Annotated in this window: 8 protein-coding genes and 1 pseudogene; 6 read left to right on the top strand and 3 right to left on the bottom strand. The window is 59.9% G+C overall.

Annotation, left to right across the window (positions count from 1 at the left end; genetic code table 11):
• Both L630_RS0119950 and L630_RS22705 read left to right on the top strand, forming a co-directional pair.
• The coding region (locus tag L630_RS0119950; protein ID WP_024849954.1) for an integrase core domain-containing protein at positions 1–233 on the top strand (233 nt) is incomplete at its 5' end.
• A 665-nt stretch (positions 234–898) separates the two neighbouring features.
• Positions 899–1,511, top strand: a pseudogene (locus tag L630_RS22705) (IS630 family transposase); the annotation flags it as partial.
• A 551-nt stretch (positions 1,512–2,062) separates the two neighbouring features.
• Here the strand turns inward: L630_RS22705 and L630_RS0119935 are convergent.
• The 3 genes from L630_RS0119935 to L630_RS22700 form a co-directional block, all read right to left on the bottom strand.
• Entirely contained in the window at positions 2,063–3,226 is a 1,164-nt protein-coding gene (locus L630_RS0119935) for a hypothetical protein (RefSeq protein ID WP_024849951.1), read from the bottom strand.
• A gap of 418 nt (positions 3,227–3,644) precedes the next feature.
• Entirely contained in the window at positions 3,645–4,958 is a 1,314-nt protein-coding gene (locus tag L630_RS0119930; RefSeq protein ID WP_024849950.1) for a type II toxin-antitoxin system HipA family toxin, read from the bottom strand.
• A gap of 14 nt (positions 4,959–4,972) precedes the next feature.
• Positions 4,973–5,254 (bottom strand): helix-turn-helix domain-containing protein, encoded by a 282-nt coding sequence (locus tag L630_RS22700; RefSeq protein WP_024849949.1) that lies wholly within the window; start codon positions 5,252–5,254, stop codon positions 4,973–4,975.
• 300 nt (positions 5,255–5,554) lie between these two features.
• On the opposite strand from L630_RS22700, the gene L630_RS0119920 reads away from it, so the two are divergent.
• The 4 genes from L630_RS0119920 to L630_RS23300 form a co-directional block, all read left to right on the top strand.
• Complete coding sequence (locus L630_RS0119920) at positions 5,555–5,887, top strand: hypothetical protein (RefSeq protein ID WP_024849948.1); 333 nt, start codon at positions 5,555–5,557, stop codon at positions 5,885–5,887.
• Between the two features lie 299 nt (positions 5,888–6,186).
• A complete protein-coding gene (locus L630_RS21925) occupies positions 6,187–7,194 on the top strand; it encodes a hypothetical protein (protein ID WP_024849947.1) in 1,008 nt (335 codons plus the stop codon).
• Positions 7,195–7,275: 81 nt separating this feature from the next.
• Positions 7,276–7,776, top strand: coding sequence for a hypothetical protein (locus L630_RS0119910; RefSeq protein WP_024849946.1), 501 nt, complete (start codon positions 7,276–7,278; stop codon positions 7,774–7,776).
• 260 nt (positions 7,777–8,036) lie between these two features.
• Positions 8,037–8,244 (top strand): hypothetical protein (locus L630_RS23300; protein ID WP_034330485.1); only part of this gene is annotated, 208 nt, incomplete at its 3' end.

The following is an 8,244-nucleotide window of genomic DNA, read 5'->3' as shown; positions in this document are numbered from 1 at the left end:
TCGGCGACTCTTACGACAACGCTCTCGCCGAGACGATCAACGGCCTGTACAAGACCGAAGTGATCCATCGACGCGGGCCATGGCGCTCGTTCGAGGCCGTCGAGTTCGCGACGCTGGAATGGGTCGACTGGTTCAACAATCGCCGGCTGCTGGAGCCCATCGGCAACATCCCGCCGACCGAAGCCGAGGAACGCTACTACGCTATGCTCGAAGAGCCGGCCATGGCAGCGTGACTCAAACCAAAATGCCTCCGGCAATCCCGGCGCGGTTCAATCCCGGACTGCCCGAGAAGGTTGTTTCATCATGGAAGTGTTCCCGGCATTGGCGCTAGCTGGGATTGAGCCCAATTTCTGCCAACGCCTCGGAGCTCCTCGTTACAACCCCGGACGTCGTCACACTTTCACGCTGAGCGGTTGGCAGAGCGTCCTGCAGGCAACCTCCAAGTTTGGGCAACTGATCGGAGTCGATGTTAGGCATTGGGTTGATCAGCACCTTTCCAGCCAAATGCCGAGGAAAAGCGACCAAGACAAGCTCGACGCTGTCATCTGTGCTTTGATCGGGTGGCACTGGCTAGCATCACCACGGGCGCAGTCGGTGATGCTTGGGGACCTTGAACATGGATATATGATTGCTCCCTGCCTTGAAGGAGCACATGAACGCGTTCAAGTCAAAGCTCGCATACTGGGAATTCCTATAGATGGAAAGGTTCCCTCCGGATGAATACTTCGCTCGAACGAAACAGTGAGCTCATCGATCCTGATGCCTGGTTCTGCTTCCCTGTCGCTCGATTGGGTGGTTGCGCGCTAGAGCGGTTCAGTTTTTTTCCGAATCCATAGGGATTCCCGTCTAGTGGATTTCGTGATTCAAGATGCTGGCTGGAGGGAGGAGGCCAGCATCGATGACGCGACCTGTGTCGAATAATCTTCGCGAACGTGTGGTGCAGGCAATCACGTCGGGCGCGACCTGCCGGGCGGCGGCTGCGCGGTTTGGTCTTGCGGTCTCGTCGGCCGTGAGATGGTCGCAACATTACCGGGCAGCAGGATCAGTTGCGCCTGCCAAGATGGGCGGGTACCGCAAGTTTGTGCTGGAGCCGTACCGGGCGTTCATCGTCGAGCGGATCAACCAGACGCCACAACTCATGCTCCACCAGCTGAAGGAGGAGTTGGCGGCGCGCGGGGTGAAGGTCTCGCACGACACGATGTGGCGGTTCCTGCGTCGCGAGGGGCTCCGGTTAAAAAACACTGTTCGCTCTCGAGCAGGCACGCGCTGACATCCCCCGCCGGCGGCAGCGCTGGCGGCAGATGCAGTCCAGCCTCGACCCGCGCAGGCTGGTATTCATCGATGAAACCTGGATGAAGACCAACATGGCCCCTCTGCGCGGCTGGGGGCCGCGCGGCAGGCGTGTCCGCGGCTATGCTCCGCACGGTCACTGGCGTACGCTGACCTTTGTCGGTGCGCTGCGCTATGACTGGCTCACCGCACCCTGCGTGTTCAACGGGCCGATCAATGGCCCAAGCTTCGGCGCACGGGTGGAGCAGCTGCTGGTGCGGGTCAATGCTGAAGTCGAGGGGGTGCCCCGAGCAGGTAGTGTGACTACTCGGGGCAAGGGCTTCGGTTAACTGCTTAGGCTTACATCCACTGATGCCACTTGCGGAGGTCAGAGTGGAGTTATAGTAAAGTATTAACCACGTTTAATTTCAAGAGTTAGAATTAATACCTGCCGCAAAAGGTATTTCTCTCCCATTACTTCAATGACGACTCTAAGTCATCAAAGTCCCAGTTCATACGGGCTGTCGGGCCCGGGCACGCACGCCGCGAGGAGCATTATCTCCTCTGCCATGATGATCGTCCGCTCTTTAGTGCACCGCTCTGGTCATCGCAGATTTGTCGACGTCAACTTGATCGCTGGTCGATCACTTGTTCACCTCCCCAATGACGATCGACATGGCCATCTGCGGGGTCTCTCGTAACAGTGCGGTCGGGTATCACGTCGGCGCGGCGGGCCAGTCAAGAAATGATTCTTCCTGCTGCTGCACCCATGAGTGCGAAGAGAACGGCGGCATTAGCCTCGGCGGGATCGAAGTCGAAGGAGCTCTTGTTCGCCCGACTGCCGTCCGGCACCGCATCTACACCGATTAGCCTGCAAATGTCCGGCGTTAGCGGAACATCGCACTTGATCCGGCCGCTCGCCATGGAAGTCAGCATGAGTACGACCCGCCTCCGGGCGCTTCCCTGCGGACGCAGCCAGATGCGCAGGTCGGTCCGTGAAGCCGAGGACCATTCCTTCTGGAAGGTTTTCGTCGATCTCGGTGACCAGAGCTTCCCCGCTTTCGTTCAGGCGACGGCGGAACCTGATCTCTCCTGCGGACTGCCCGGCTTCATCGATCTCCTCCTCGTCGACACGGTCAGCGCCCCCGATGTCCGCCAAATCCCCTTGTTCGAAAGCTGGCCCAGGGGCGGAGGACGACATGAACTCGGCGAGAGGGAGATCGAACTGCTCCTGGACCAAAGCAATAAACTCCTCGACGCCAACGTCGTCGCGGTACACCAATGACTCGCTGTTGCAGATCGGCTTGAGCACCTCGATGAGATACGACTCTCGGGGGCGGAGCCATTTATTCTTCACCCATTTCGCTTTGCCAGCATCATCAGCCCCCTGAAGCAAGTTGGCAGTTTCGTCATCATACCGGACGTAGACAAAGGAAACCTCGGAGAGCATGCGATCTTCGTTGCCGGGAGCGAAGATATCCCAATTCCTCACGGCGAAGCGGGCCTTATGATAGCTCGTGCATGCGCCGTGCCCGCGTTTGCCGACAAGTGGCGATTGCTCGTGTGTCCAGGTGCCGACATCTCGGCACCGAGGCACGACGATGGCATCGACGGCTGGTCCTTTCTCTTCGTTTACGAGCCGATATAGATTGGACGCCACGAAGGTGAGTTCTGGAGCACGAAGGGATTGAAACGTAAGGTGTTTGAACCAGCGGTCCAGAACAGAGCAGCCGAATGGATTTTTGTTCGCGCCCGCATAGAGGCCGAGGTAGAAGAGCCTTTCCTTGCAGAACAAACCGTAGATGCCCGGTCCACGCAGGGGTGCGGGTGCACCCCGCCACTGAGGAAGTCGACGGGCCTTGAGATTGGCATAGGTCGGCTTTCCCGCGACTGGCGTGACCTCCTGCAAATAGAATATATGCGAAGCGGGGAAAGGGCCGTTGACAGTGTAGCTCATTTACGGACTCCAAATTTTGAGCCGGTTGTCTGGCATGGAGCTTTTGATGGTTTTCTCAAGTAGCTTAAGCGCGCTGGCAGGTGGTAGCGGGCTACCGGGAGAAGCGGAACCCAAACTGTGCGTTAAGGCGGGGGAAATTCAGAGCCTAAGCGTTACAATCGCAACAAATGCGCTGACGCAAAAGCGGGGTTGTCGAGGACCCGGACCTTCTACTAGGGAATAATTCTCTGTCTCGCGAGTTGGATTACCGCTTCAAATCTCGGTCGAGCGGCCGTACGGACACGTTCTAGCCCGAAATGCTCGCCCATCTGCACTATGGCGAACTTATCTGAAAGACCTCCCTACGAAAGGTAAGACGAGGCTAGCAAGTTAGTCTGATAGCCCCCCCGTTTCGGGCTGCGTCAGCTAGACAGCGAGCCTAGTCTGCTGTGGCTTCCGCCCCGTAGCGACTCGCTAAGCCACTGACGCGCATTGCGATGGCGTTGACGAGACGGCCGACTATCTCGTGGGTGATCCCATCCGACCTCAGTTCTCGGGCGCAGTCTGCTGCTAAGTCCGGGATGACCGCGAGCTGGTGACGGATGGTCCTAAGCGTGAATTCTCGGCCAACCTTTGCCGACGTCGCGCAGCGCTCCCAGTCGCGCGACATGATCTCCTCGATCGAGTAGACCTTGTCGATCCTCATTGAGAGCTTGAGGTCGCTTAACCGAGCGTCGACCTCTGTTTTGCCAAGGTGAGGGAGGATGGAGGAGACGTCGTAGAGTGGTGCAAGGCGCGCGTCGCCTTGAGGTCCCAGCAGCATCGAGTAGTTCTTTGCGTGCGCGTCAGTGCCGCCGATGATCCAGTTGAAGATCACCGCGGCGAGGAAAGTCTGGCGGTCGCGGACTGGGTCGATAGAGGCTGGCAGCACTCTCGCGGAAATTGCAGCGATGCCGGGGCCGTCTTGAGTCTCGTACTTGCCCGTCGGCATCACCGACAGCGCCTGGCACATGTCTTCCTGATGGATACGGATGATCCGGCCGTTGATCCTGCGACGGTCGTACCGTTCGACGACGAGCGCCTTCTCCCCTGCGAATTCCAAGACTTGGCTATGTGCGACGTCCAGGCCAAGCTTGCGCGCAAGGCGCAGACAGAAGTGTTCGTTCTCCGCATAGCCGTTAAGGTGCGGCATCGGCGGCTTGAGGATGTGGGTCGTGGGTACATTGCCGAGAGGTATCCCCAAGCGGCCTCTGTCGCTGTCAAAATAGAGCGCCGTCTTCGGCTGTGCTCCGGCAAGGGTGAACTGCCCGGGATCGCCAACAAGGCGGGTCGCTGCAGCATCTTTTCGCAGTTCGCGCAGCCGCTCGCCAACCTCTTCCTCGGTTAGGAACAAGACGTCATCGTCGCTCGATGCTGGTTCGCCATGCGGGAGAAACTCGACAGCGCCCGCGCAATCGCGGCCGACGTGCTTGAGCAAGGCAAGCGGGTTTCTCGCCGAGACCTGGAACCGACGTGACCATCCAGAGAGTGTCTGCTCATTGTCCGGCAGCAGCCCCCACAAGAATGCCTCAACGACCTTGCCCTCGTAGGTCCTGGCGATTGTCGGCATGGACAGGGAGAGGGGGATCGCTACGGGGCTGTCCATCCATTCGTCGAGATAGGAGAACGAAAGCTTGCCGTTCGGCAGCTGGCGAAGCTCGCCTGCGGGTTTGCCAGCAATATGGACGTCGAGGATGTCGGCCGGGCGGGTCATGGGGTCACCGTCGGCTAAAGCTTGTATGGGACGTCGTCGTCATCATCAGGCAGATCAACACCATCATCAGCGGCAGACGTTGGCGCGGGAGGAAGCCTGAAATCCATCTCCACGCCGAGGGTCGACAGCGCCAGCAGCACACTGCCGATCTCGGCCGTTGGCTTGCCATTCTCGACCCAGGATACCCACGTCTGGGTCGAATTGATCATCTTCGCCAGCGCAGCCTGCGAAAGGCCTCTGCGGGCGCGGGCCTCCTTCATCAGGAGGCCGATATCCCTAGTCGTTTTGATCTTCATGGTAGCTGCCACAAGACCTCGGATGATATGCGTTCGTATATAAAACGGATCGATATACGTTCGTATATTAGCGTGGTCTCCCGCTGATCGCCAGTGGGTGGTTGATCATGCTGCCGACGCCGCCCGTTAACCATTCGATCGCGAAAAATTCGAGATCCCGAAAATTAGGGGCTCAGATCTCCTGCGGATCCTGCCAGGGTGATCTTGGCGGCGGGGCGGTCCTGCCGCGTAAGACGGCCTCCGTCGATGTTGGCGCATCAACGAAGGCCTGACCCGCAACCTGATTGGAGGTCTTGGGCTATGTCTACCGTTACTCTGAAGTCTCACCGGAATGAAGGCCGCGGCACTGCGAGCCCCCAGCTTGCAGCAGCCGAAGCGTTTGCTGCGCAAGTTGGCGACGTCACACTGGAGCTTGCCGACCTGACCATCGGGCAGCTCTCTGCTGTCGCAGCTCTGTTGCTTGCTCTGGACGAAGCGAATGCCCGAGCACGGGCTGCAGAACGAGCGCTTGCCAATCTGCTGCACGTCAGCAACTGCGGTGTCATCAGGACCGTCGCATCCGAGTTGGTGGGCGATGCATCCTTTGTCGAAGACGAGGGCGGTGATCTCGATCTGCTGAGGGTCGCGGCCTGACGCACGCGTACGGCGTCCAGCACCTTCAGAGCCTTCAGGAGAGACCCATGTCAGTAATCCAAGCCGTCAACGAGCGGCCGACCCGTCACGTGTGTGCGACGACCGTTCCTCGCGCCGCCAGAGGAGCGCAAGTCGCCGACGTTCAGGCACCACGCAGCCGTTGTCGTACGTCGGTGGCATCCGCCAGGGACGAGCCCTGTCTCAACCACCGGGCGACGGACCGAAATGCTGGAGCAGGCGAGGGGCGTGCTGCGTCCCGTCCGGGAGCAAGTGCTCCCCGAAACAACGCGGGCAGGGACGTGACCGCTCAGGCAGGCATCGGAAACAGAGGTGGTGGCGGTGCCCATGCCGATGGTAGCCGCGATGCCGACTTCGATCTCCTGATCGAGGATGCTATCGGCACGATCCTTGTCGCAGGTGAACGGGCAGATCAGGTGTTCGGGCCCTTCGCCGAACTCAACTCCCTGGTCCGTGCCGTCACCTATCACGAGGGCAAGCTCCTCGCACTTGGCGTTGCGCGTCTTGCGTCGGAAAATCCCGCGCTGACACTCATGCCTGCCGAGACAGCGCTGCCGATCGTGCCTGCCGCGGTCGAGATGCTGAAGCGCAATGGCTGGGATGCTCTCAAGGGTCTCAGGCTGCGCTCCGAGGTGCACTACAGGACCACCTACACGCCGGATCTGTTCATCGTCGATCACGCCAAGCACTCGGCTCTGATCCTCGACGTCAAACGTTCGCTTGCCACCTATCAGGAGCGCAGGCTTGTCGCCCTGCGCGAGCGCATGATGGCCGCAGCGCTGATTGCCGCGGACTGGCTTCATATTGAAGGCCGGGTTGCAGGGGTGACGTCCGTTGAGATCGCCATCATCGATGGCTCTAGCGAACGCCGCGATCGCCGGAGCGGGATCTTTGCGCTTGATGAGATCGGTGAACTGATCGGCGTGCCCGATGCTGGAGAAGCGCTGCTGGAGCTTCGGGCAAATTTTGCCCAACGCGTTCAGGAGGAGATCCGAGCGGCCTGTCTTCGCGCGATCGGCGACGTCGATATTCGCGGCGGCTTTGGGGCTGATGACGTAGACGGCATCGACGATGTCGCTCTCGACAACGCGATCACGTCAGGGGAGGGGTCTGAACATGCGGTAGCTGGTCTTGTCGACGAAGGGGCGCGCCGCGCCTTGGAAGATGACGTTGAGACTGTATTGACCGGGAAACGCAGCGGAGCTCGTGCCGGCAGAGGCCGCGGGATAGATGTGCGGTCGGACCAGCGGCCGATCCTCGTTGGATTCGCGCGCGGCGAAGTCCCTTAACACCGTCTCAGCAACCAGCCTCAACCTCAAATCTCGACCATCATACCATGCGTGCTCGCTGCGCCATAGGAGCTTTTTGCCATGAACAATATGATCATCCCATTCCCGCAGACGCCTCAGTCAGCGCAGCAGCCACATCGGGAGGCTTTCCTCGGTGCAAGCCGCGACGCTGCCCATGATGTGTCCGCTATTCGTCCGGCTTCAGGGATGGACCATGCAGAGGACGCTGTATCTGGTTTTTTCGCCGACAGCCCGGTCGCGGCTGTGCTTGAAGCAGCTGGGCACACCAGGGCCTGCATCATGCGCATCCGCTCCGGCCGCAGCATCTCATGCTCCTGCGAAACCTCCCCGGAGCCGCTTGACGTCGCAGCGAAGGCAGTTGGACTGGCGATCCGATTTGCCCGCATCTCGGCGACCCGCCAGGTGCCGATTCCCCCTCGTGTCATTACCGGGCTGATCGCGCAGGTTGATGCAGGCAATGCTGCCGCCGTCGTGGTGTGGAGGTGGCTGGTACAGCGCGGGCAGATTCCTGAAAGCTGCCCCGCGCGTCCCCAGTTGCGGATCGCCTGTACGCCGTCGTGACGTCGGAATGGAAGTGGATCTTCCACCTTCATTCGACATCCACCAAAAGCTCCGCCCTGGAAGTTTTCCCCGACTACACTCTGCCTCTCAACAACGCGCAGACAGGCGACGCATGTTGCTATGGTTGTGCGCCTGGCGCCAACGACCAAGGGCAACAGCCGACAGCTTTGCAATCGGCATTGAACACGACGAGCCCTTGGCTTCGGTGCCGATCAGAGCTCGGCGGAGCTTTCACACGCTAACAGAAGGAACTTTTTCGAATGCTGAAGTTCGACCCTCGTTCTCCTGATCAAGGGGCCGCCTTTGAGACAACACTCGCCGCATTCGTGCGCTTGCAGCCGAGATGGAACGGATCAGCCAGGGCACGCCTGTCGAAGAACTTGTGGGAGGACCATCCCCGCTTCTTGATCGGTGGAGCATCTCCGAGCGTCCGGCAGGCTGTCTCGTCGGGCTTGCAAGCGGACATCC

The organism is Aminobacter sp. J41 (assembly GCF_000526635.1).
Classification (GTDB): Bacteria; Pseudomonadota; Alphaproteobacteria; order Rhizobiales; family Rhizobiaceae; genus Aerobium.
Note: the sequence above shows the minus strand (reverse complement) of the source record. Positions and strands in the feature narration are given on the sequence as shown.

Coding starts and splice junctions, on each gene's coding strand:
- L630_RS0119935 (WP_024849951.1), bottom strand. CDS start 3,226: ATGAGCTACACTGTCAACGGCCCTTTCCCCGCTTCGCATATATTCTAT.
- L630_RS0119930 (WP_024849950.1), bottom strand. CDS start 4,958: ATGACCCGCCCGGCCGACATCCTCGACGTCCATATTGCTGGCAAACCC.
- L630_RS22700 (WP_024849949.1), bottom strand. CDS start 5,254: ATGAAGATCAAAACGACTAGGGATATCGGCCTCCTGATGAAGGAGGCC.
- L630_RS0119920 (WP_024849948.1), top strand. CDS start 5,555: ATGTCTACCGTTACTCTGAAGTCTCACCGGAATGAAGGCCGCGGCACT.
- L630_RS0119910 (WP_024849946.1), top strand. CDS start 7,276: ATGAACAATATGATCATCCCATTCCCGCAGACGCCTCAGTCAGCGCAG.